Here is a 25,591-nt window from a genome sequence, read left to right as displayed (position 1 = left end):
GAATAGTACGCAAGGCACGAATGGTCCCGCTCCAGTGATGTTCGTAGTCTGTGGCCGGCACAACATAACTTTTATAACCGGCCAGCTTGATCTGCAACCCCAAGTCCCACTCCTCAAAGTAGCATGGTGTATAGGCGGATTCAAACCTGAGAATCCCGTCAGCAAACAGCTCTCGCCGCACGCAGAACAGGAAACCTGACACCGCATCCACTTCAAACGGCTGAGTAAAACTACCCTTATCAAAATAGTAATGATCTGTTGCCAGTTCAAAGTTTACAAATGACCCCTGTGGCCCAACACAGGCCGCATCTTCAAAAGCCAGTAACGTTTGTTCCATCAGGTCAAGTGTCCTGCCTGAGACATGCAGATCAGCATTAAGGATAAATACGGTCGGGGATTCGCTGATCTCCAAACCTACATTCCAAGCCCTTGAAACACCAATGTTGCGGCTCATGACAACATGGTGATCAATACGGGGATGGTTACGCAGGTCTGCTGCAACCTGTTCGCTATTAAAAACCACGATAACCTGACCAGAAACCTGCTCCAGATCAGCAAGCAGGGTAGTGATATTGTATTCACTGGCAGGGGAGTAATCCAGAACCGGAATCACAAAACTACGTGCAGGAATCGCAGGATAAGCTATCTTTGTACGCCATTTGGCATCAGGTTCAGGCAGACCCGCTATTGAGCGCTGCCGCAATTCCTGAGCTGAAAGGGTATCAGACTTTAATCCAGTTACCACCTGCAGCAAATCCTCAACCCGATGCTGGTAGGTATGGGCATTATGCACCAATTGGCGTCCTCTGGCGGCTATCCGCTCCCTGATCAGCTCGTTATCGAGGTAAAATCGTGCCACTCTGGGCAGATCAGGATCATGATACCGGACATAATCCTCCCCTGACACAAACAACTCAGCCTGGCCACTGCCTTCAGCCATATCCGAAAGCAGCATGGAGCCGGTGGATAACACCTCAAAAAAACGCATATTTAAATCATTGTTGACGGCTTCGTTAAAAACTATCCTGGACTCGGAAAACACCTTGGCCATATCATGCCAGAAGCAGCGTTCATAATGCGTCTCAACCTCTTGAGCAAGTTCTTGTAATAGTGTATTTCTCCGCGAATCCGGTTTCCTGCTGCCCACAAACCCGGCATCATATCGTTTGGGCAGATCAAATTTACCATGCACCTCAGGGTCACAGCCTAACGGCAACCAGTGGGTGCGGGGATTAACCTGACGGAACTGTTCCAGGTAGCCTCGCTGGGCAATGAATACAAAATCAAAACCTTTTGCCAGCTCAAGATGCGTTTCAAGCATGATGTGACTGTCGATCAGATAGCAGGCTGTCTGACAGCCTAAAAGATGGAGATTCTTCGGACAAATGCCTGATTCTACCCATAAAAAAAAGTCAGGTTGTTTAAGGCCAGGATTATCGGCCAAGATCCTTTGCAGATCCAGCTCAAGATCCGTGTCAATGTCCAGCTTTGTGATGGGCAGCTTCATATTTTCCAGCGCCCAGCTTTCAATATACTGTTCTGGCAGACAGGGGCCCACCGTAACCACCTTGCATAGCCGGCGTAACGCCCGTTCCAGATATACCGCTGTTGTCACCGGGTAGGATACATAGGATAACCATACGGTCATGTCCTGCCACGCGTTCATGTAGTATTACCTCCGCAGGCCGTTAAGGCTGTCAAGATCATTAACCAACCCAACTACCCGCTGTTCTGTTGAATTCAATGATAGAAAGTTCCTGTATACTGCCTCTTTTTCCTTGCTAAAGGGCTTACTGAGACAATCAAGCACAACTGCCTCAAAATCTGCATAGTCAGACACCCGACTGCACACAGAATCAACGCCAAGCGACCTGAAATCCTCAGTATCAGGATGCCTGCCGATCATATGACAAAATTGCGAAGCGCTTTCAAAATATCTAATTGCCACCGTACCACAACAGCCTAAATCCCGTTCACCATCATAGCCGGGGGAAGAGACAAGACTTATCTTGCAACGTGCCAACATCTGCATAAACATTGGACGATCATCACTACGTCCTAAGACACCGTATTTATTTGATACAAAGTAAACAGCACGGCTCTGCGGATCAATCTCTGTTGTGAGATAATGCAAATCAGGAAAGCGGCTTATAAGTTGTTCCATAAACCCGTACAGCACAGGGTTCTGTCTGCCGTAGTGAATAATATCAATATCCTTTACAGGAACCTGCTTCGGTATGTATGCCTCTGGGACACTGCACGGCATGAAGCGCACCATGGAGAGTCCCCTCTGCTGAAGCCTGTTGCAGATCTCTGAATTTGTCACATAGACCAGCGGCAGATCCTGCACCAGTTCTGCAAACTCATCAAACTCATGGGGCCAGACATCATTGATCACAACAATCAGCTGATAATTACCGCGATACTTGCGCAACTGGCTGACCATGGTGACAAACACAAGATTGAACTCATGGCTGCCATACGATAGATCCGCGCAGTGGAAATCCGTGGTCTTCAACTCCGCCCCAAGCAGTTCGGCAAACACTGTTGCCTGTTCATTAAAGTACTGAAAGATAGGAAGCGTTACTCCGGGGTAATGCCCAACGCCCCTGAGCCGGGCAGGCAGACGGTAGGCGCCTTCAGCCGATGTCAACCATGCGGACGTATCTGTTCGGTACGGCGTTCCATCGGAAGGACACATACCCTCCGAACGAAGACGTAGCTGCCCGGCAGACCAGGTATCCGGCTTCCCCCTCAATACAACCGCCAGCAAATCTTCTACACGGTGCGCATAGGTGTGAGCAGCATGAACAATCTTCCTTCCCTTTTTTGCCACTTTTTCGCGAAGCGCATCATGTTCCAGATAATACCGCGCGACATCCAGTATGGTGTCATCGGTATACAGAGCGTACTCCTCACCTGCCACAAACAGTTCATCCTGACCACTGTCATGGGCCATATCAGCCAACATCATGGACCCGATTGAAAGTGCCTCAAAACAGCGCATGTTCAGATCATCCTTAAAGGCGTTATTCAGAATGATCTTTGCTGAAGAAAACAGCCAGGCCATATCATCCCAAAAAAGCCGGTCATACCCAAGATTCAGATTTGCTGACAGTTGGTTCAGAATATTCCAACGCCGGGACCCTTCCAGTATGCCGCCTGCAAAGGCTACATCATACTGTTTTAGAGCTGGATACCCATAGTGCACCTCCGGGTCACAACCGACCGGCAGCCAGTAAGAATTGGTATTGACCTGCCTAAACTGGTCAAGATAGGCCCTCTGGGCAATAAAGACATAGTCATAGTGCTTGGCCCACTCCAGATGGGCATTTAGGCTGACATGATTGTCAATCAGATAGCAGGCTTTCGGACAACGAAGTCTCTCAAGCCCTTGCGGCGTAAAACCACCAACTGACTCAACAAATAGAAACAGATCCGGCCGCTGATCTTCTGGCGTTCCACCGTAGAGTTGTCCGACATCAGGAGTAAAAACAGTTGGAATATCATGTGGTCTGATCGGAAGCTTCATATTTTGAAGCATCCAGTGATCAATATAGTGCTCAGGCAGGCTTGGCCCAAGCGTTACACAGCGACAGATTCGTCGCAAGGCACGCTCCAGATAGGCCGCCGAGGTGACCGGATAGGCGACATAGGCCAGCCAGACCAAAGCTTTTTTATCACCAGCTATCATTATAGATTCCCATTTTTATGCATCAGCCATGCTCAATCAGATCATAGCAGCACAATGGTTCCAGAGTTGAGCTGATATAGGTCAGTTCACCACGATGAGGATTGGTAGCCCTGGAGGCGTAGAGGACATGGGTTCTGCGCAGAATCAGGTCGATCAGCTGACGATCAAGCTCAGAATGATATTCCAGATAGATGACCTTGATACCAGCAAGCCATTTGACCATTGTCCGAAGCACAGGCACTTCGCAACCCTCGGTATCTATCTTGAGGATGTCAATATCCTGCAGATGAAGCCTGCGCAGCTCTCCGGCCGCACTTTTAAGTTCCACCTCAAAATACTCGTCCGTGACTTCAAGACCAGGGATAACAGAATCAGAGATTCCGTCAAGCTTACCCCGGTACAGTCTCGTTGTTGCATCTAGCTCATGCAGACCAAAATTGTACAGGTGAATATTACTGAGGGCGGAAAGATTGCGTTGCAGAAGTTCAAATGAGGCTTTACTTGGTTCAAAGGCATACAACGCCGCATCAGGATATGCGTCTTTCAAATAGACCGAGGCGGCACCGATATTGGCGCCAATATCAACAATAACGTTAATCTCCCCGATCCCCTCCAGCAGCTGATACACCTTGCCATCCAGTATCTGGCGGGCTGCCTGGACTGAAACCTCACTATCAAAACAGGTAAATGATTGTGTCATAAAGACACACCGTTGGCCTTTGCTGTAAGTGGATCCAGTTGCAACGGGTTCAGACAACTAAGCGGACTCTGCACTGCGGGTTCAAACTCTTCGCCGATCATCTGCAGATAGGCATCACCAAAATGATTAATCTCTAAAAAATTCGCATTCTGCCAGGCAGGCTTATAAATATTGAAGGTTTTCATGATGCCTAGTGACGCAGCGCTCTCCAGAGGCCCCAGCCAGCTGATATCCCAATCATTAAAATGAGGCTGCCTGACCCAGTGTTCAAACTGCTCCGCATTGAGAAAAAAACAACCTGAATGGGGGTTGCTAGCCGGAGTAAACATAACGTCACAGCCAAGGGAGGAAAAAGACAGTGGCCCCAGATCGTAATTAAAGTGGGGATTGTTTTCAGGTGGTATGTCGCCGTCAATATAGCATTTTTTTGCATAGGGGCTAAATGAGGTCTCACAACGATTCGGTTGTAACAGACAGCCATTGCCTGACTCACGGGTAAACCAGGCCAGTTTTTGAAAAAAAAGGGGGTCATTCAGAAACAGATCATCCTCGACATAGCAATAGTAATCATACTTACCGAGAAAAGATTTCAATATCTCACGGCAGGTGTAACCCAGCATTAGCGGCCGGGCATCAGTTTTAACATGGTTATAAAGCCCCTTAAGAATATCCAGCTCACCCAACAGATGAGTATCTCCCGTAGTACAGATGAACAGATCGCAACGCTGTTGTTCGGCATGGTTGACATAGCGTGTCGTTTTATCAGTAAAATCAAGGCAAAACTGAGAATCGCCAGCCTGCTGAATAAATGACGACACAGAGCGCACAAGAGACATGGAACGGAGTTCTCGACGTTTGTTACCCTCTTTTTCATCCGGCTTACAAAAATGCGGTATTGTAACCAGAATACGTAATCCTCTTTTTGCTGTTTCACTCATCTAACTTCCGACCTTTCGTCATCAAAAAATAGCCACCACACGAGATCGCTATCTGATATTACGTGATCTTCTTTCTGCAGTAAAAGCCAAGGTATGTATCGTTGCCACCGTATTTCAGAGGCATATTATATTCCCTGCCATCAAAGCATTCAAAACCGGCCTTATCAAGCAGTGCCAACCAACTCTGCTTGGTAAAAACGCTATAGTGGTTTTCATTCCAGGCATGTACTGCATCTGTATCTGCATCAGGAACCTCCAGATACAGAATACCGGTATCCACCAATAGACGCTGGAATTCATGTAACGTATAAAGTGGCATGATACTGTGTTCAACCACATGACGGGCCCAGACAAGCTCAAAACGCTTATCTTCAAAGTCCATAAATGACTGATCCATTGCATGAACTTCGAACCCTTGGGAGCGACAGACCTCCAAATCAGTACTATTCAAGGTAACACCAACCACCTGCGCCCCTTGTTCACGAAATTGCCGTAAGGCAGGCCCCTGACCACAGCCAACATCAAGTACCCGCATATCAGCGTTAATCGTCACAAATGTCTTTAATCGTTCAAAAGCGACCTGCGTTATCTCTGTATGAACATCCATGGGCGACTCAGGGTAGGCTTTACTCTCAATCTGTTCCAAAAATTGCAAGAAACGCACAATGCCCTGACTTGTTAGTTGCATACATTCACCCCTTACGCATCTGCTCAAACGTATCTGCCTTCATCCGGTATCCTGCAGCCTCTGCCATCTGCCCTGCTGTTTCCTGTAGCCCGGCTACCATCCGGTACAGGGCAGGTTCTGCAGGAGCAATTCTGATGGCCTGTTTAAGCTTCATAATTGCCAGATCCATCCGGCCTTTCCCTAACAGCAGCTCGGCAGACTCCACATAATCAGTTACTGATGCTCGATAATCGACACCAGCCAGATCAACGGCGATCTGGTGAAACTGTACTGCTGCGGCGTGCCAGCTCAGTTGCCCAAGGTCTTTAGCAGCCTGCTCTGCCTTCTGGTTCAGTAACCCTCGATTCCAATAGGCACATTCCAGCAGTTCAATCGTTTCCTCCACTGACGGCTGGAACCATATCGCAGATGGACGCCCGCCCCATTCAATCACCTGTTGCCGGTATTGCCGGAGTGGCAGTGCGTTTTGCTCCGTAATTACATCGGCATGCCCGGTCTTGTCTGAAGCAATTACGGTTCGGCCACAGGCCATATACTCCGACATGACCATATTGTTTCCCCCCTCACAACGGTTAGGGAAAAGACCGATATCGCTCTGCAGATAGATCTCCCGCATGGCGTTGTTACAGGCCATCTGATGCACCATGACCCGCTCAATAGCAATCCTGTTACGAACCAGTGTTGCTCGTAACAGATCATCACATGCAAGCCCTTCATCCATTTCAAAGTCAATATATGGTGTTCCACTCATGGTGGCTATCGAATGTGGCCATTGGTTGTGCCAAGCACAACTGAGCCAGACATCACTATGCCGCTCCATCATTACTTTTGTTGCGGCAATAACGACATCCTGTGACTTACGGAGCTCAAATTTACCGCCGGAAAAGACAATAAAACGGCCATCATCCTGCCGCGGCATACCGGGATAAAAATCAGCAGGATCAATACCCTGCAAAATGGTTGAGGTCTGCTGCACGCCACCAAGACGCAGATGATATTCACACCAGCTTGATCCAGCAACAATATAGTCCCACTCTGCGGCTGCCTGCTCCATGTGACGATAGGCCTCAATATCATTCTCAAAAAAGCAGTAACCTATATTGATCCTGTTCCAGGCATCGGAAAAAGTCGGAGAGAAATCGGGATTTTTCATGCTGTGCAGGGTTACACCGGGTACAGGCAGCAGATGGGCGACCTCTTCCCAGATATGTTGTCCGGCAATTCCCCAACCATGGGCAACGCCGGTAGGCATGGCTACAATCATAACGTGCTCCTTGGTGTTTCTGAACAGCAGCGGACGGTCTCCATGGTGCCATACCGCAAAGCAATTTTACTGGTAAAAAAAACCGTCTCGGTTGTTGCCTGCACGTTCAGCAGATTAAACACCGCTTCTCTATGATCCGGCAAGCAGGTCTGCCGATAATGCTCGACAATGGAGTCAAAATGACGCTCCAGCACCGTTGAGGACGGATCGAAGTTCCGAATCAGAGCCAAACCCGATGGTTGAGCTGGAAAGGTAACAATCTCAAGATCCGGCCTCATCTCCTTTAAACAGGGGATAATCTTCCAGACATCACCGATCCAGAACACCGACTGCCTGACCCGCTCTGCAATAAAGGCATTAACCGGCAAACAGTCATGGATAAAGACGATTGAATCAGGATCTGCATATTTTTCAAGGTTGATCAAATCCCGCAGAACCTGCTCAAACAGGTGCAGACCATCAATAAACGCCATATCAAAGTAGGCTTGTCCCATCACAGCTCTTGGATCAGCACTCTCAAAAAATTGATCACTGGTCATCCTGAACAGTTTGGGACTGTTTTCTGGTGACACAAACACCAGATTTCCGGGTACGGCAGTAACCGGATCTATGCCAATGGCAACCGTCTCTGCCCCGGCAAGCGCCAGGGACTTGCCACTTGAAACACCGATCTCCAGATAGACCGATGGACGACGCACCCGATGCGCAATCTGCAACAGGGTATAATACTCTTCAAACGGCCCCAACTGTTCACCGACATCACACTGTGAAAGCACAAGCGGAAGCTCGGAGAGATTCGGATCAATCTCTCGCACCTGCTCACATACCGCCCTGGCAGCATCTATTGCACCTTTTTCTCGTAGTATATCAGCCTTCAGAGTAAGGTAATGCAGGCATGTCGGAGCCAGCTCATACGCGATATCCAGCACTGAGACGGCAGCATCGAACTGGCGCTTATAACGCAGCATCAATGCGGTACAGGCCAGTGACTCCGCCAGGTCTGCACACCCTGCAATAACCCGGCTGTAGCCGGACAGGTCTGACAGCCCCCAATAACGCTCATAAAATGCAATCAGATCACAGGCAGTTCTATGCATAACATTGATGTCAAAAGGATCACGGTTCGTATCAACCACCTGAGCCGCTATCGCCTCCAGCACAAGATCAATATGCTGCCTGATCCCGGCATCTGCCTGATTCATTGCCGTCCTCCCAGGCTATCTGCACGCACTCCGCGTACTCTGTGCAGCGCATTTTCAAGGAGCACTGCCCGCGCACTCGTTGTGTGTTGTCTTAGAAATGCCTGATATTCCTGTTTCCTGTCAAACGCCCTACCAAGGTATCCGGTAACCAACCGCTCAAACTGCTGATAGGAATCTACCCTTTCCGCAAATGTATTCATACCCAGCAGTTCAAATTCCTCAGTCTCGGGAAAGCGGCCAATCAACCGGCAAAAGCAACCTAGGCTTTCGTAAAATCGAGGACTTACCGGATCGAAACCTCCGGTATCCCGTGAACCGTCCATGCCCGCTGTTGAGACGAGACTGATTGAACTACGTCGCAGCATTGTTATGAATTTGCTCCTGGTATCACTGGCATTCAGCAGCCCGAACCGTGAAGAATGGAAAAAAAGAGCACCCTGATGATGCTCCGTGGTGACATAGTTAAGAAGCGGGAAGCGTTGCAGCAACCGCCGCATATAATCGTCAAGAACCGGATTGGTTCTACCAAACTGAATGATATCGACATCCTTTTCAGGCAGTTCTTCCAGCAGATACTGATCAGGAAACGAATAGGGCAGATAGGCCACCTGCCGACATCCCCTGCCCTGCAAAATCCTGAATGCCTCCAGACTGGTAACGAACACCAGCTCCAGTTGTGCTATCTGCTGAATAAAATGCTCTATATCCTTGCGCCAGACATCCATAACAACCGGCACAAACCGGCCATCATGGGGGAATCGGTCAAGAGATGCGGCAAGCTGCAGAAAACAAAGTTCATATCCCGTTGCGTGATCACCTCTGCCCCTGGATACTTCCCATGCATCATAACTCAACACAGAGACACCAAGCACCCTGGCCAGTAAATCCTCCCATTCATAAACCATCAACCAGGAAGGCCAGTCACTGTATCCTCGATTGGAGACGATACACCTGAAAAACGGCTGTCCCTGTGGGGGATGACCATCTGACAGGTTTATAGTGCCACACTCGCCCCTCTGAGCGTCCCGGTCTGTTTGCTCAAACTGAAGCGAACGTGAACGCAACTCATCCGGTGAAAAGCTGTCCTGCTTGTTGTCAAAAACAATGGAAAGCAGATCCTCCACACGATGGTCATAGGTATGAGCGGTATGTACCATCAGCTTGGCTCGCTGTGCAATCTGCTCACGCAAGCTGTCGTGCTCCAGATAATAGCTCACCAGCTCCGCCAGGTTTTCCTCCGAATAAATAACGATCTCTTCACCGTCTTTAAACAGCAGCTGCTGGCCGCTACCGACCGTCTGACTGAACAGCTGCAGAGCGCCGGTGGATGGAAGTTCAAAGAAGCGCATATTCAGATCATCCAACGAGGCATGGTTGAATCCGATCTTTGACGCGGAGAACAGACGGGCCATATCCTCAAGATAACAACGTTCATACTGTACCGGCGCAACGCCGACGACCTTGGTCAGCAATCGTTCCCGATTGTTGTTCATGCCACCCACAAACCCGACCGGGTACATTCTCGAAATGCCATGATCACGGTGCAGATCAGGATCACAGGCAAGCGGCAGCCAATAGGATTGACGATGCTGCGCCCGGAAAAAGTCCAGCACATGCAACTGGGCAACAAACAGATAATCAAAGGCTGCTGCATACTGCCAGTAATACTCGGGATTAAAATGAGCATCGATCAGATAACAGGCCGTGGGACAGGGGAGTGCTTCCAGGTGCTGCGGCAGATGACTGAACCGGCCGACCGAATCCACCCAGAGATACAGATCAGGATGGTCCTCCTTGGGTAGAGCAGCCAGCAAGGCCTGCATATCCGGCATGAATGATGTCTCAATATCCAGCGGAACTAGTGGATGTTGTATTCCCATCGCATTGCACATTTCAAGCGGCATGGTGGGGCCGACCGTAATGACTCGGCACAGTTTGCGCAGTGCACGCTCAAGGTAAACCGCTGTGGTAACCGGGTTGGCTACATAGCCAAGCCAGACCGTATAGGGCCGACGGCCCGTCAACTCCCTTGACCTCGCAGCACCTGGAGTGCTGCACGTACTGATTGGCTGCGCAGTTCGGCAGCACTCCAGGTATCCGCTTTTCGCCCTGTTACAACCGCCAGTAAATCCTGCACCCGATGATCATAGGTGTGGGCACCATGTACCAGCAACCTGCCCCATTGTCCTATCTGCTCGGCAAGATGGCCGTGCTTCAGATAAAAGCGTGCAACATCGCACAACGTTTCGTCCTGATACCGCGCATAATCTTCACCTGCCACAAACAGCTCTGCCTGTCCACTGTCGCCAGCCATATCTGACAGCAACAGACTGCCAACCGAGAGCACCTCAAAAAATCGCATGTTTAGGTCGTGGTTAAAACTGCTGTTAAAAACCATTTTAGATGCAGCAAACACCGCGGCCATATCATCCCAGAAGCAACGCTCCACATGCAGTGGCAACGCTGCATCAAGCTGCCTCAATAAAATGTCACGCCGGGTACCGGCAGCGACGCTGCCAACAAAACCGATCTCATACCGTTTCTCACCGGTATCTCCACGGTGAATCTCCGGGTCACAGGCAACCGGTAGCCAGTGACTTAGCGGCCCCAGCTGCCCCACCTTGTCTACATACTGCCGATGTACCACAAAGGCATGGTCAAACTGCCCGGCAAAATCACGGTGCAACTCAAGATTGATATGCATATCAATCAGGCAGCAGGCCTTAAGGCATGGTAAGCATTTAATATTGCGAGGAAAGTGCCCACTAACCGATTCAACCCAGAGATAGATGTCCGGCCGGTCCTGCGGGGCCGTCTGTTCCCATATCTGCAGCATATCTGGTGTGGCATCGGTCTGAATATCATGGGGCAGAACCGGAAGCTTCATGTTTTCCAACGACCAGACTCCAATCATTTCATCCGCCAGCCTCGGGCCTATGGTAGTAACCCGGCAAACCTTGCGTAACGCTCGCTCCAGATATACCGCTGTTGTTACTGGATACGAGACATAGGCCAGCCAGACATGTGGTTTACGGCGTAGGGTTCCAACCATAGTAATGTGACCCTTCCAGAAGACTAAGGCAGCTTTGCAAGCCCAAGATGGGTGTTCCAAAGCAGTTCCCGTGCGGAGACGACATCCTGCTCACTGAGTGCTGAAGTAGAGACTGTGCTACGGTACTCTCCAGCACGTCCTTTGTACCAGCTGGCATCGCCAAAAGCGATATCATACCGTTCAGGATGCTGATGAATATCAGTTCCTCTGTAAACCGTCAGGATTGTTACATCCAGCACATCCGGCGCTGTTTCCAAAATAAACCTGCGCGACTCTTCAACGGTCTCCCAGGTTTCACCAGGCAGTCCGACCATCATCAGCGCCTTGACCCGTATCCCCTGCTGTTTTGCCCAGAGGATCGCATTACGGTTCTGTTCAACCGTTTCCTGTTTATTAATGATATTCAGCAACTGCTGACTGCCACTCTCCACCCCGATCAACACCTCATGACAACCTGCCTGGGCCATTCTGGCAAACAACTCTTGATCCACCTGATCCGAACGGACAAAACAACGAAACTGCATATCCATTTTTTCCATACCGCTGCAGATGGAGACCAGACGTTTTCTGTTGATGGCGATCGTATCGTCGTAAAACATGACCGCACCATACCCCAAACGTTTGATCTCATCTATTTCAGCCAGCACATTTTCCGCAGACCGCAGAAAGATTCCTTTATCCATGACAGCCTTGCAGCAAAAGGAGCATTTGCCGTTGCAGCCTCTGGAAGAGATCATCGTGGTGGCGGGCCTGTCATTGATCCGGTAATGGTAACGGTGAGCATTGGTCCGATCAGGAAACGGCAGGGCATCAAGATTTCTAACCCGCTTTGCCTGCAGCATCCCTTCTGGCCGCGTCTTCACAATATGCTCAATCAGCTCTTCACCTTCACCGCTCACCACAAGGCTATATATCCCGCTTAACTCCTGTGGAGAAATAGAGGCATGGGGACCGCCAGCCACCGTATAGGCATCACGCCTCAACTTCAGCATCTCGGCCAGTTGCGGGGTAGTGCCGGTAACAAACAGCTCCCCGTCAGGCAGTTCGTCGCCCAGCCCCAAATCAACAATCCGGGACTCTACGCCACGAGACCTCAACATTCCTGAGAGATACATGATACCCAGTGGCGGCATTACCGCTTCATCATCAAGAAACGAGCTGCGCGGATTAATAAAATTGATCATTACAACAACCCCTGGTTCTCACGGAGGTTTACCTCCGCAAACAGCAAACACACGGACTAAAAAACACCTTTTTGCCAATACACACTATAAGGATCAATCGGTACAAGGGGTGAGCTTATCCCCAAGGAAGCCCTGAAATCCTCAATCGCCTTGCGGCAGCCTTCAAGTGTGTAATCATCAACAATGCAAAATCCGCCATCTGAAAGTTTTTCATACAGACTAGTCAAAACGTCCATTGTTGATGCATACATATCTCCGTCAAGGCGTAGAACACTCAACTTTGTAATTGGGGCAGAGGGTAGCGTCTCGCTGAACCAGCCCTCCAGAAATGCAACCTGCTTATCCAGCAGCCCATATTCATAAAATCGCTTTTGAACGTCATTTTTACTGACAGCCAGATATCCGTAGCTATGCAGAATATCTCCTCGATCCTGCGTATAACCGCCTGTTTCCGGGGGGGGAAGTCCCTTAAAAGAATCCGCCACATATACCATTCTATCTTTTATACCGTAGGCTTCCAGCACCGCCCGCATGAATATGCAGGCTCCTCCTCGCCAGACACCGGTTTCGATAAAATCACCGGGTATCTGATGGTTGAGTACATATTCCATACAAAATTGAATGTTATCAAGGCGTTTTAGCCCAATCATAGTATCTGCGTAATAGGGCCAATAGCCACCATTCTGACGAAGATCATCGTCAGGATCAAAATTAACCGCCAGTTCCAATCCGACTTTACTCAATTCATGGCCCAGCTCGCGTACCTGCCCCAACTGCCCTTGGGGTACATTCAACTGGGCTGCTTCAAGCAGATTATTCTTTTGCAGATAATCAAACGGTATGAGTGGTTCCTTCCACAGGGTAAAGGACAGACACTTTTTCATGATATCGAGATATCTCTGGGCAAGATTCATCTGTGCAACTCCTGTTTCAGAGTTGCTATCATCCCGACCAGCTCCTCTGTCTTATATATCCTCGCCGACTTGAGTGCCAATGTCAGTGCTGCCTGCAAATCACCAGCAGCGTAAAGATCTTCAATTTCCAGTATGGCATGCTCATAGCCAGGTTGATCCAGCTGAGCAAACCAGATGTAGGTTTGCTCAATAACGCCCTTATTGCTGATTGTCGGAGACAACCCAAGCATGCTATTGACCGCCTGCCGCACCCCGTGCCCGCAACTGTGAAAGTCATGGCCAGTTAAAAGCCCACCAGGCTTAAGTGCAGACAGCCCGATCATAATATCCGCACGAACAGAACCATAGTCATGAGCACCGTCAATAAAGATCAGATCAAACTCCTGGCCTGCAAGCATGGTTGCAAAATCAGCAGAAAAACCGCGCAGCATCTTCAGTTGTGTGCCCAGAAAAGAGGTGTTTTTAACAAACTCCTGCATAATCTTGCTGCCATCTGCAATCCGCGCTTGGTTAAAACCAACAAAATCTTCCTGACCAAGGTAGTCATGCCATGGATCAATGCAAAAAAGTTTGATTTCACGTTCTTTAATTGCATGCCCCATTACCATGGCGGATGATCCGTTAAACGAACCGATCTCAAGAATTTTAGCGTTATCCGGCAACATCCGGCAGAGACGATAAAGTGCCAGCACCTCCTGTGCTTGTATCAAGCTGTCTATGGCTGAAACTGCTGCCAATAACGGTAGTTCTTCCGGTTCAGGAGGTTGAAGAGCGATATTGATAATCTCTTGTTTTGACAGACAATTCACTTTTGCCTTTCACCTAGTAAGCAGTCTAAACCTAGGGTTTTCACCACATTAATAATTACAACTTCTGTAGCAAGACTCCACTTGGGCCAAAACCAACGATCCTGAATGCATACCTGTCTGCCTGGCTACAGATATAGTCAAAGGAATTCCGGCAAAAAAAAGACACGTGGGTGAGATCATCCTTGTACCACCACCTCCTGAACAGATCGGCAAACTGCTCAGAATTGTTTACAATTTTATCAGTCGTTAGCGTTGCAATAAAAACGACGCCCCCTAACCTGCAGGCATTATAGAGATTATCCAACACTCCCAAAACATCAGAAATATGTTCAAGCACCTCGTTAGCTACAACCAGATCATAGCCTCCTGCAAAGCTGGAAGCATCAAAACTGCCGTCATCCATAGGTTCATAGCAGTCAACCTCATATCCCATGGTCCTGAATGCCTTAGCCAGCCTGCCGGAACCAGAACCATAATCAAGAATCCGGGAAACTGAAGCATAACCTTTGGTCAATTCAAGAATACTGTTTGCATAGCCGCTGTGATCAAATTCAGTATCATGCTGCCCCCGATAATGCGTCTCCATCTCTGCATCTGACAACGGACAGACGGTTGATATCAGGCCACAATGAGAGCAGAAATAAAAAGAACGCTGGTCAGCATAGCATCGTACTGCAACAGAACCGCACAGCCTGCAACTGTTCTGCGACAGATCAGCTGAGCTTTGTATCAGCCTCTCCAGTCGTTCTGTGGCGTGCAATATTTGGGGTTGCCAATCTCTTTGGACAACAGCACCATCAATCACTTCAATTGTCGGATACCATAGCGCCCGGCACCCCTGAACCACCCAACGCCATTCCCTGAAAGAAGGCAACAACAGAAGTATCGGTTTGCCCAGTGCCCCGGCCAGGTGGGCCACAGCCGTATCAACGGTTATCATAGAGTCAAGCGCCAGAATCAGGGCTGCTGTATCTGCAAAGTCAGTGATCAGGTGGGTCAAATCATGCAAATTGTCGTACTGGGACCGCTGCTGATCAGTCAAGGCATCTGACCCGACCTGCAGACTGTAAAACTGGACCTGCGAAAGTTCCAGTAACCGAGCAAGATCGTTAAATTGCATGGAACGCAATCTGCGATTGCGCTGATCTCCCCCGCCACAGGCCCAGGCCAGCCCGACCTTGAGCCCGGTTTGGACATCAACCCGCTTTTTCCAAATGGCACAAAGGTGTTCTGGAACACGAAGGTACGGAACTTCAGCAGGAATGGTTGCTACTGTTGTAGCGAACAGCCAGGGCAGATCCTGCAGCAGCGCCTGACAATCGACAGCGGGCAGAAGGTCGCCGTGAGGTATAACCTGCCTGACGGCTGGCTGCGCTGCAATCAGACGCACCAATGGTATTGGCACTGTTATGACTATTTCAGCGCCACATGCAGCCAGCAACGGCAGATAGCGCAGCATCTGGAGCGTATCGCCAAAGCCTTGCTCTGCATGCAACAGCACTCTCTTGCCGGCGACTTGGTCCACATTCTCAGGTGTCAAAAACGGTACTGGCGGAAGCGTTTCCTTGATCAGTTTTTTACGCCACTGCAGTTCCTGCCATCCTTGTTGGTACTGACCAGCCGTTAATAGAGCCAGGGCATAGTTACCGTGCAATGCCGGATCGTCCTGCTGGCGTTGCAGGGCGGTCTTATACCACACCACAGCCTCATCATGACGATTCTGCATCTGCAGGCAGGCTCCGATAGCGCTTAATGCCTCCAGATTATCCTGCTCCAGTTCCAGAATCATGCGGTACGTCGCCGCTGCCGAATCCCAATCATACCTGTCCCGCGCCAGGCGGGCCGTTGCAAGCAGAGTATCTTTGGCAGCGGGTTGGCTGGTCACACGTTCTTGCAGATCAGCGCAGACCGCATCCACAACCGGTTCCCACACAAACGGCTGATTCTGCCGATAGAGTTGCACTGAAGGATAGAGCGGGCAATCGGGCAGGCCAAAGGTCCAGCGCCAGTCTGCATTGTACGGGATCATGACCCAGGCCTCTTTACCCAGTGCACCGGCCAGATGGGCAGTGGCGGTATCCACCGATATCAGCAGATCCAGGCAGGATAGCAGGGCCGCACTCTCGGCAAAGTCTTTCAGATATGGCCGGGCATCGTACATGTTAAGCGGAGAAAGTGCCTGGTCAGCAACTGGATCATCAATTCCCACCAACAGATTAACAAACGATACCCCGCTAACAGCGCCAAGTCGCGCAATCAGCTCAGGCGGTATCATACGGTTGTGGTTATTATCCTGCCCCCTGCGGCCGGACCAGACCAACCCGACCCGATAGCCGCTCACCCCAGCCAAACGCCGTTGCCACTGCTGCACCAGCAACGCGTCTGCAACAAGGTAGTTAGTGCTGACCGGTTCTTGTGCTGCAGCCTGCCCCAGCAACGACGGCAGACTCAACAATGGGCACTCCAATTTAAGCTCTGGCAGCGGTTCTCCACGGCTTGTCACCAGCTCTATCCCGGCCATCTGGTAAAACAGCGGGGCAATGACCCGATCCTGACACTCAAGTACAATCCTCGCCCCCTGCTGGACCAGTAATGGCAGATAACGTGCAAACTGGATCGTATCACCATACCCCTGTTCAGCATGGATCAGAATCTGTTGTCCAGCCAGTGAAGCGCCATCCCAGCGCAACAGTTGCTGATGACGTCGGGGGACCGGGTCATCCTTGCTGAAACGCCACTCGTATTCCTGCCATCCCTCAAGAAGGCGTCCTTGGGACAGCAGCGCCAGAGCCAGGTTGTAATGCGGAGTACCGTTGTCAGGGCATGCAGCAATAAAGCGACGTTGACAGGCTTCGGCCTCCTGCAACCTGCCACTCCAATGGTAAAGTACCCCCAGATTATTAACCGCCTGCCAGTAATCAGGCCGTTGGCTAACTGCCTGCAGCAATATCTCCTCTGCCTCTTGCAGCCGGTTGGCACGCAGCAGCAGCATCCCCAGCTGGTTCAAAGCCGCTATATGGGCTGGATCTACTGCAACCGCCTTGCGCAAGGTGGCCTCTGCTGTCGCAGTCTCTCCCTGCTGGTGCTGTAGAATAGCCAGATCACAGAGTGCATCCGGGTAGTCCGGCTGATGCAGCAAGGCCTGCTCCAGACAGCGTCTCGCCTCCTCTGACCGCCCCAACGATAACAGCAGGTTACCCAATCCAGCCCAGGCAGGGTTGAAGCTGGCATCCTGCTCTAACACCTGGCCATAGAGCTGTTCTGCCTGTGCCTGATCACCCTGTCTGCGCAAAGTATTGGCAAGGTTAAAACGTGCAATCAGGTTCTGCGGATCTGCTGAAACGGCCTGACGATACAGCGCTGCTGATTGCTCCAGCATCCCACGTTGATCTGCAATAGTTGCCAGAGCGTTCAGCACCTCACTCTGCAGATCAGTCCCCCCCAGTGCAAGACGAAACTGCTGTTCGGCCTTATCAAGATCGCCCTGTTCAAAAAACTTCACCCCCAGCGCATAGCTGTTGCTGTTGTCTGGCTGCAGCTGCTGCCCCCTGTGACGTTCTGTCAGTCGCGTCAGGCTTGCTGCTATCTGCTGTAGTACGCCACCCCAATCTCCCGGTTGTGCCTGTCGAAACAGGTGTGCCGAACGATACCAGGGACTGTCATCACGAGCCCTCAGCCAGCGCCAGTCAGCATCATACTGCAGCATGACCCAGACCGGCATACCCAGTGCACCGGTCAGATGGGTGACTGAAGAGCAGATCGAGATCACCAGATCAAGGGAGGCCACCAGCGCCGCCGTATCGGTAAAATCGTGCAGTTCATCCGTCCAATCGATTAGCGGCAAAGCAGTACAATCCGGCTGATATTTCAGGGCATCGGGCCCCACCTGTAACGAGATAAAACTGACCCCTGACAGCTGCAGCAGTTCATGTAGTTGTTCAAATGGCACTGAACGATAACGATTGTCGGCCTGGGCACGATTACCGGCCCAGACTATGCCCACCTTCAGTCCATTAAGAGTAGCCAACCGCTGTTGCCAGACCTGCTGTTTGGCAGGATCAGGCTGCAGATAGCCGGATGGGACAGGGACCGTGTCGAGCCTGGTTGAAAATTCAAACGGCAGTGAAAGCAACGGACAGTGATAGTCTGGTATAAACGGCAACGGTTCTTTGGGAATTACAGCAGCACTAACCCCTGCAACACCTGCCAGCAACGACCGGATCTGGTCATTGTGACAGAGCAGCATTACCCGCGCCCCCTGAGCGGCAAGCAGTGGCAGATAGCGGACAAACTGGATTGCATCGCCATGTCCCTGTTCCGCAACCACTACGATTGCCCTGCCTGCCAGTGACAAACCATTATGCCAGCGTGGAAACGCCGTAATATCAGAAGATATCTGCAAGGATGGAATACGATGCTCAAATGCCGGCCAGCCCTGCTCAAACTGCCCCAACACGAGCAGCAGCGTCGCCTGATACAGACGCAGTTCAGCATGTTCCGGGTACTGCTCAATCAGACGCTGGTAGAGTTGCAGTGAGCGTTCTGGTGACTCGGTCCGTTCAATCCCTGCCAGCAGAAGCTGACAGCCATAGTCATCCGGTATCTGTTGCAGCAACAATTCTGCAAGACGACGAGCCTGGTCATAGCGCTGCAGACGGTACAACGCCTCTGCCTTGCACCGGAGCAGTTCAAACGAATCCGGCTGGTTACAAAGTAATGGTTCAAGCTCCTGCAACGCCTGTTCACCATCTCCCAACTTCAGCCAGGCCTTGGCCAGCAGCAGCCGTGACGTAGACAGTTCCGGCTGTTTTTCCAGCAACGGGACAAGCAGTCTCACAACCTCTTGGTATTGCCCCGAAGCCCCCAGACACCAGGCCAGCCCGTGATGTGCCTCTGCAAGTTGGGGAACCAGATGGAGGCAACGCTGATACAACGAAATAGCCCGGAAGTAATCACCTGATGCAGCCAGTCGTGACCCTTCCGCAAGGTACTCTCCAGCCAGTTGCAGCAGTGGCAGAGAAATCTGCTCAGATTGCATTACCGTTCCTGTGCAGGAGGCAAAAACAATCGGATCGTGCTTGTGCACTTCAAATTCCTGCCTGATGCTTTCCTCGGTTACCTCATGGTGATGAGCTGTCAAGCCTCGATCAAGGTTAACCTGAGACTGCCTCAGTTTTCGATGCACTATTCTGCGCGTAATGCTTTGCTCAAGGTCCGGCAAACGCCAGTGCGCTCCCTGCAGCATCAGGCTGCGCTCGCTGGCCACGCTGTAAGGCAGACTGTCTTTCAGCTCCCTGCTGCTCCATTCCAGTTTGATCCCGTTATGGACCACATAATGATTGCCGATCCCCCAGAACAGATCCAGCCCTCCCCGTACCACAATCGGCTTCAGGTAGGCACTATTAGCAACGCTTTCCATATCCGGATCACCGTGGCACCTCTGCTGCCAGACCGGCAGTGCCGGATCAAGGGGCCGATCAGTTTCATGCTGATAGATCTGCCAGAGGTTAACGAAGTAGATGTCCTGGCTTGTCTGCTGCAGATGTGCTCTGACCGGATCAGTAGGCTCCCAGGGAAAGATAAACTCATCGGAATCAACCACCAGTACATACTCAGCATCGGTCAGGGTCTGATATTTGCTACTGATAACCGCAGATTTGATGATGTCATCCATCTTATCCGGAAACCTGAACCGTTCGACTGAAACATTGGGATAACGTGCCGCAACGGTCTCAGTCTGGTCATCGGTATCGTCATCAAGAATGATATGAATCCGGTCAACCCATGCGTAGTGATTCAGAAAGAAGGGAGCCAGAAAGGCTTCGTTATACCAGAACGTGATCAGTTGAATATTCATGGCTGTAGTGCTATGCGAGCCGTTTGCGCGGCAGTTCTGACGGCCTGCACAAGCTCATGACGTTCAAGTTCCTGCAACACGGCAAGCCTGCTTTCAAGGTAGCCTTGAATATCATACTGCTTTGTCAGTAATTCAGCGTAGCAGCAACAGGCCTCGGCGATTCTGCCCGTTGCCAGACCAAGCACAGCCTGCAGGGCAAGCAGCAGTGGGTAGCTGCGATCTTTGGCGAGCTGTGCCGCAACAACGGTATAGGCCTTTTCCGGATCACCCACATATAACTCGCAGGTACCATAGTTAAAAGCCGCCTCACGCTTGCTGGAATCCTGATCAAGTACATACCTTGAAACCTGTAACGCCTCCTGATACCGCCGCAATGCCATCAACACATGTCCCTTATTGAACAGGGCGTCCAACTGCCCCGGACAGCGGGCAAGCAACCGGTCCCACAGCTTGAGCGCGTCTTCATACAACTCCAGCTCTCCGGCCTGCACTGCCAACTCAAACAGTGCCGCGATGTTCTCTGGTTGTTCAAGAAGCTTCTGCTTGCCCAGATCATAGTAGCGCAACTGCTTTGCGCGCAGGTTTTCCGGCAGGCCCGCGACCTCGGCATAGTGATGGACCACAAACGGAGCTGTATGGATCGCAAAACCGCGTCTCCGCAGGGATGACTCAAGCAGCTCATGCACCGTGCCTTCATAGCGGATGCCGGGATAATTGGGAAATAGGCGGACCCTGGATGCAGGATACCAGCCATCCGCCTGTTCTTCATCGGGATAGCTGTCATCATTTGCAGTCCACCCCTGTACCTGCACTCGGTTACTGTAGGTACGAATCAACACGCTCCAGGCATCAGTTGGCGCAGATTGCTGAAGCGTTGTTGACAGGGCCTGATGGTCCTGCGGGGAGATCTGCTCATCGGCATCCATAGTCAGGATCCAATCACCTTTAGCCTGTTCCAATACCGCATTGCGGGCCTCAGAGAAACTGCCGGTCCAATCAAACGTACCGACCCGAGCCCCGAACACGGTGGCAATTGCCACGGTACGGTCACTGCTGCCGGTATCTAACAGCAGCAATTCATCTGCCACCGCCTTAACACTGTGTAGACACTGAGCCAGAAACGATTCTTCATTCTTAACGATCATACAAAGCGAGACCGTGGGCCTTTGTGGTGCCGCTGTCAGCAACTTGGGGCCTTGCTTGCGTCGCAGTTCGAGCCCCAATTCCAGCAACTCCTCATCCATACCAAACGTAGCCAGAAACGCTTCAACCGCTGCAAGCGCGCCAGCCTGTTGTCCATCGCCTGCCAACAATAAGGCATAATAGTGTGCCGGAATGCGATACGCAGGATATTGCCTAACCACCTGACCAAGCAGATCAACAGCCTCCGGCAGCCGGTCTAAACGATGCGCCATATCAGACAGCATCGCCATGCCTCTTTTTTGCAGCAGATCAGCGCCGACAGCCTGCTTTACAGCCTGCCAGGCCTGCTGAAGCTGCCCCTGCCCCCAGAACAGCATCCCCAGGGAAAGTAAGGCAGAAGCGCAGCCAGGGTCTTGTGCCAACGCCTGCCGGAAGCACTGTTCAGCATCAGCCAGAGCACCTCTCCGCGCTGCTATAGTTCCCAGAGCCACCTGCACCCGTGGCCTTGAAACCACCTTCTGAGCCAGTTGCAACGTCTGTTCATCGTCCCCCAAAGCACAGGCAGAAATCACTTCAAGTTCATAGCGATAGTCAGAATCAACACTGCTCGGCATCTCGGCGACGACTTCCCGTGCGTCCTGATAGCGTTCTGCGTCCAGCAGAAGCTCGGCCAGCACGCAATACGGTTCTGCAACGGTACTGTCCAGCCTGATCCCCTGTTCTAGCAGTAGTTGCACAGCCGTATCCAGATCACCACCAGCAGCAAGCTTACGCGCCATGATGCACGTTTGCTGCTGATGCTGCAGCACCAACGCTGATTCCGCTAGCACGGGCGGTTCGTCAGATGCCTGGGCGGGAGTGTTGACAACAGAAGTAACCAGTCTTTGCAGACATGCCTCTGCAACCTCAGCAGCCTGGTGCCAACTAAAATGCCTCTGGATATGTCCTGCTGCTGCACGACCACGGCTGACAACCTCATCCTGATTGGTATAGGCGTGACGTAACAGCAACATCAACGCGTCAAGATCAGGCTCTGCCAGCCAGGGATAATCAACCGTCTCCAGATTGCTGATCCGCTTTTCAGGCAGACGCTGTTCAACCGCCGGTATCAACCAGGCGATTTCAGGCGGGCAGAAATCAAGGGCGGCGCCGTAACCGGTTACAATCGGCGCCAGACCACAGGCCATGGCCTCGGCAATCGGCAGACCAAACCCTTCGCCCCGATAGGGATGCACCAGACACTGACAGGCTCTGTAGAGTGCCAGCATCTGGCGATCAGGAACATCATCCTGCAGATAAAGCAGTTCAGGGTGCCGTGAAACCTGCCGGAATCCAGCGATCATCTCCTGTGCGGTCTGCCCCTGATAGATACTGTTACTGCCCATCTCCTTGATCACCAGACAAACATCATCATCTGCAGTAAAGGCCCCGGCATAGGCAGCCAGCAACAGATCAATCCCCTTGCGGTTGATTGTTCCTCCGACGAACAAAAATCTGAAACCTTTCGAGGTCGGCAGCTTCATTGGTGCAATCTGCGGATTAAAACGGTCGGTAGCCACACCGTTCGGTACCACCTGCACCTTATCAGCAGCTACGCCACCTTTTATGTAACAGTCACGGACAAAATGACTGGGGACCCAAAGCTGATCTACCTGTTGATTGATAGGCTCAACCCAGGCAGACGGGATACTGCCGTACTCCCAGGGCTGAATTACTACCAGCTTACCAGTAACAGGCCGACTGAAATCAGGCGGCCAGAAGTGACGTACCGTCACATCCGGCTGTTTGATCGGCAGATTACGGATTGTTGCCAGCCTGTTCAGGCGGGGATCATCTCCAGGTCCAAACTGATCAGGAACGATGGATTCAAACGAGATAGTGTGGCCTTTTTCGAGGAGCTGCAGGCAAAGCTCACGATTGACCAACGCCAGCGAATGATGGACAAACAGGCCGCCTTGCCAGAGTATGCCGACTGAATCTGACAAGTTTTTTGAAAGTGCGGCCCCCCGCTTTAGTGCCCGGCATGAAAACGCCTCAGCCTGTTGCGTATTGCCGTCCTGCAATGCAGCGTATACCGTTTCAAGAGATGTCATATAGCGTCTAAAGGTCTGCACAGGAGCAACCAGAGCATCCCGCATCTGATGTATGAGATCCGGCTTTTGTACACAGCGTCTAATAGCCGACACCAACTCCTGCAGATCATCATGGCGATAGAGCAGCCCATCAACGCCGTCAGAAATAAATTCAGGAATCCCACCAATTTTAGCGGCCAATACTGGCAGTCGCATTGCCTGTAATTCTGCAAGCACCAGTGTCGGGGCACTTTCTTCTACAAGCGACGGCACAATCCCCATATCAATTTTTTCAGCGATTTCAGTAAGATTAACAGAATCATACGCGCCATGGAATCGGCAGAGGCTGTTTCGATCAAGCTGTCGTAACTGTTCAAGGTAGTCATCTGGCGCAAAACCAAAGACATGCAGTTCAATTTTATCTTTTGCAAAGGCCTGTACCGCTGCCACGGCCATATGTACGCCCTTAATCGGCAGCACACCACCAAGATAGCCCAGCCGTAACGGAAGCAAAACCGGTCGTTCAGCCTGATCTGCATTAGTTCTGTCTGCCCAGAGTGTATCTGTACCTGGCATCGCCTGATGTAGTACGGCAATCCGCTTTGGATCTGCACCAAAACGGCACAGCAGTTCCTTCTGACGATCAGAGACAGCCAGCGTCATAGCAACCCACCTGTTCAACAGTGTGAGAGCAGTGTCTCGTCTCCGCTGGTACACCTCACGTTTTTCAGGATTACGTGCCACGGCATCAGACTCAGCCAGCAGGTCAAGAGTTTCCCAGTAATCAAGCCCGTTTTTCAGCAAATACAGTTCAGGATCGATCAAGTGATAGTTATGGGGTGTAAAGCAGGAGGGGATGCCACGATGATGAGCCTCCTCAGCAATGGCAAAGGTCAACCCATGAAAGTTATGAAAATGGACTAAATCCGGCTGGACCTGATCCAATACACGGCAAAAGGCAGCCAAAACCGCCTGATCACATATTTCACGCTGCGGGTTATCAGGATCGGTAAAGCGGGCAGGCCGATTAATCAGGCCGAACAACCGGAGTGAGCCTTCTAAATTTTCTTGAAGCGTATAGGCTGGAAAATCTGGATTGTCATCCAGTGACGCAAAAAACACCGACACCCTGTAACCGCTGGCTGCCAACGCCTCGGCGACAACTCGCGGAAAGATCGTGCCGCCACCGGTTTCATTCCAACCGTAGGTTACGAAAAGGATGTCAGGCATAAATCAGTTCTCCTGAGCCCACTAACAGATGCCGCCAGCAAATTCAGCAAACAGTTTCAATCGCCTTAGACGATGAAATTATTCCTGCTGAGGTAGGAACGTAACGATGCAGCATCTGGCGAACATTCCGGGGCACTCCCCACAAAATCAAGATGTTTCTTAAGCAACGTGGCCTCTTGACACCACTGATATGTATATGGGTTGCCCAACTCCCTGTGCAACTCTGCAAATGCCTGTTTAAGACTGCCTGGCAACTCAGAGTCAAGAATATTTGTAATAAGTCCTGAAAATGACGCCCCTGCCAGAAATGTCTGTTGTTGTTGGCCCGCTGGTGTACCCAACCATTCTCGCATCCGTAGTAGCAGAGCCGTCCCGTATCCACAACTGTTGATATAGGCGAGCGGATTAACCAGAATCTTCAGTACATTCTGGATTGCAAACAGGCCCTGTCGTGAATCGCCTAAATCAAGCAGCGGGAAAAGTTCTTCAAAGCAGTGGTTATTGAGAAAATCAAGGGCAGCCCGGGCAGAATCAAATATACCCGCATCGGCCGAAAGTGAAGAGCCTTGCTCAGGGTGTATTCTTGTGATGCAGCTGTGTTGATCAATATATTGTGACCTGAACAGGGCACTGATACGCAACCACATATCAAAATCCTGGCCGTTACGCAGTGTTGTATTAAAACCTCCAACTCTGTCAAATACAGAATGATGAACAGCAATGCTGATACCGTTGATGTAATTAATTTCAAAAAACCTGAGGACCTGCAACTCCACTGGTGGAATAAAGTCCACTGGCAGTTCTATTGCCGAAAATTGACCACTCTCTTCAAAAAGCACATGGT

14 protein-coding genes and 1 pseudogene are annotated in these 25,591 nt (G+C 51.0%); all 15 read right to left on the bottom strand.

What is annotated here, in order from left to right; all coding sequences use genetic code 11:
* On the bottom strand, positions 1 to 1,648 hold a 1,648-nt coding region (locus OEL57_RS03925; protein WP_300737346.1), incomplete at its 3' end, for a glycosyltransferase family protein.
* 24 nt (positions 1,649 to 1,672) lie between these two features.
* Entirely contained in the window at positions 1,673 to 3,694 is a 2,022-nt protein-coding gene (locus tag OEL57_RS03920; protein WP_300737343.1) for a CgeB family protein, read from the bottom strand.
* Positions 3,695 to 3,716: 22 nt separating this feature from the next.
* A complete protein-coding gene (locus OEL57_RS03915; protein WP_300737341.1) occupies positions 3,717 to 4,394 on the bottom strand; it encodes an FkbM family methyltransferase in 678 nt (225 codons plus the stop codon).
* Positions 4,391 to 5,332 carry a hypothetical protein gene (locus OEL57_RS03910; protein WP_300737339.1) on the bottom strand — a complete coding sequence of 314 codons (942 nt, stop codon included), beginning with the start codon at positions 5,330 to 5,332 and terminating at the stop codon, positions 4,391 to 4,393. Before OEL57_RS03910 ends, OEL57_RS03915 begins: the two co-directional genes overlap by 4 nt.
* 58 nt (positions 5,333 to 5,390) lie before the next feature.
* A complete protein-coding gene (locus OEL57_RS03905; protein WP_300737337.1) occupies positions 5,391 to 5,939 on the bottom strand; it encodes a class I SAM-dependent methyltransferase in 549 nt (182 codons plus the stop codon).
* A gap of 85 nt (positions 5,940 to 6,024) precedes the next feature.
* Positions 6,025 to 7,284, bottom strand: a complete 1,260-nt coding sequence (locus OEL57_RS03900; protein ID WP_300737333.1) for a glycosyltransferase — start codon at positions 7,282 to 7,284, stop codon at positions 6,025 to 6,027.
* The gene (locus tag OEL57_RS03895; RefSeq protein ID WP_300737330.1) at positions 7,281 to 8,486 is read right to left on the bottom strand and encodes a class I SAM-dependent methyltransferase; all 1,206 of its coding nucleotides are present in this window, start codon (positions 8,484 to 8,486) and stop codon (positions 7,281 to 7,283) included. Before OEL57_RS03895 ends, OEL57_RS03900 begins: the two co-directional genes overlap by 4 nt.
* Positions 8,483 to 10,510 (bottom strand): glycosyltransferase, encoded by a 2,028-nt coding sequence (locus OEL57_RS03890; protein WP_300737327.1) that lies wholly within the window; start codon positions 10,508 to 10,510, stop codon positions 8,483 to 8,485. The genes OEL57_RS03895 and OEL57_RS03890 overlap by 4 nt, the downstream gene beginning before the upstream one ends.
* Positions 10,507 to 11,538, bottom strand: a complete 1,032-nt coding sequence (locus OEL57_RS03885) for a glycosyltransferase (RefSeq protein ID WP_300737324.1) — start codon at positions 11,536 to 11,538, stop codon at positions 10,507 to 10,509. Before OEL57_RS03885 ends, OEL57_RS03890 begins: the two co-directional genes overlap by 4 nt.
* Positions 11,539 to 11,561: 23 nt before the next feature.
* A complete protein-coding gene (locus tag OEL57_RS03880; RefSeq protein ID WP_300737321.1) occupies positions 11,562 to 12,722 on the bottom strand; it encodes a B12-binding domain-containing radical SAM protein in 1,161 nt (386 codons plus the stop codon).
* Between the two features lie 56 nt (positions 12,723 to 12,778).
* Positions 12,779 to 13,636 (bottom strand): TylF/MycF/NovP-related O-methyltransferase, encoded by an 858-nt coding sequence (locus OEL57_RS03875; protein ID WP_300737318.1) that lies wholly within the window; start codon positions 13,634 to 13,636, stop codon positions 12,779 to 12,781.
* Positions 13,633 to 14,445, bottom strand: a complete 813-nt coding sequence (locus OEL57_RS03870; RefSeq protein WP_300737309.1) for a class I SAM-dependent methyltransferase — start codon at positions 14,443 to 14,445, stop codon at positions 13,633 to 13,635. Before OEL57_RS03870 ends, OEL57_RS03875 begins: the two co-directional genes overlap by 4 nt.
* Before the next feature lie 55 nt (positions 14,446 to 14,500).
* A complete protein-coding gene (locus OEL57_RS03865) occupies positions 14,501 to 20,302 on the bottom strand; it encodes a tetratricopeptide repeat protein (protein ID WP_300737306.1) in 5,802 nt (1,933 codons plus the stop codon).
* Complete coding sequence (locus tag OEL57_RS03860; protein WP_300737304.1) at positions 20,299 to 24,747, bottom strand: glycosyltransferase; 4,449 nt, start codon at positions 24,745 to 24,747, stop codon at positions 20,299 to 20,301. The genes OEL57_RS03865 and OEL57_RS03860 overlap by 4 nt, the downstream gene beginning before the upstream one ends.
* A 65-nt stretch (positions 24,748 to 24,812) precedes the next feature.
* Positions 24,813 to 25,591: pseudogene (locus tag OEL57_RS03855) on the bottom strand (hypothetical protein); the annotation flags it as partial.

Source organism: Trichlorobacter sp. (assembly GCF_030247655.1).
Lineage (GTDB): Bacteria > Desulfobacterota > Desulfuromonadia > Geobacterales > Pseudopelobacteraceae > Trichlorobacter.
The sequence above is the reverse complement of the archived record's forward strand: the minus strand, read 5'-3'. Positions and strand labels throughout refer to the sequence as shown.